Raw genomic sequence first — 538 nt, 5'->3', positions numbered from 1 at the left:
AATTTTAAATCGCTAGGCTACCCAATTCCGTTTGCATGTGCATTCATTCGTTATTCTCCCGCTCCCTGCCCCTCTCGACGCTCGCCCGGAGCTGGTTGCACAGGACATCGTATTTTTGCATGGCCTCCTTATACTTAGGGTTATCCTTGCCAATGTTCTCTATGAACTCGGCCTCTTTAATAATTCTTTCTGACAGTCGATCTTGAAGATAATCAACCAATTGGCCGAACATGTCATAGAAATGGCCGTTTATCTCGTCAATATCCTCTAACAAGCAGGATTCGCTCATGAACTTCCTGTATGCGGCTTCGTCCAGTTCTCCGAGTTGATAAGCCTGTTTCACTTGGCGGCTGAATATCTCCTGATAACGGTTGATTAGCTCAATAGTATCTGTTAAGTTCATAGATTCGTTGACAGTTTCGGTCATAGAACAACTCCACCGTTCCCAGTTTCCCGTTTCTTTGCTTGGTAAAGTTCACTTCAAGAGTGTTCTTCTTTTCCGAATCCCGATTATAATAATCATCACGGTACAGCATCG

At 44.1% G+C, this 538-nt stretch carries 2 protein-coding genes; both read right to left on the bottom strand.

Annotated elements, in window-relative coordinates:
• Positions 1–43: 43 nt before the first annotated feature.
• Positions 44–343 carry a hypothetical protein gene (locus PPOP_RS03765; RefSeq protein ID WP_093470968.1) on the bottom strand — a complete coding sequence of 100 codons (300 nt, stop codon included), beginning with the start codon at positions 341–343 and terminating at the stop codon, positions 44–46.
• 37 nt (positions 344–380) lie between these two features.
• Positions 381–536 (bottom strand): DnaB-like helicase C-terminal domain-containing protein, encoded by a 156-nt coding sequence (locus PPOP_RS19965; RefSeq protein WP_006284725.1) that lies wholly within the window; start codon positions 534–536, stop codon positions 381–383.
• Positions 537–538: the final 2 nt, after the last annotated feature.

It is taken from the genome of Paenibacillus popilliae ATCC 14706, from assembly GCF_000315235.1.
In the GTDB taxonomy this organism is placed as follows: domain Bacteria; phylum Bacillota; class Bacilli; order Paenibacillales; family Paenibacillaceae; genus Paenibacillus_B; species Paenibacillus_B popilliae.
The sequence above is the reverse complement of the archived record's forward strand: the minus strand, read 5'-3'. Positions and strand labels throughout refer to the sequence as shown.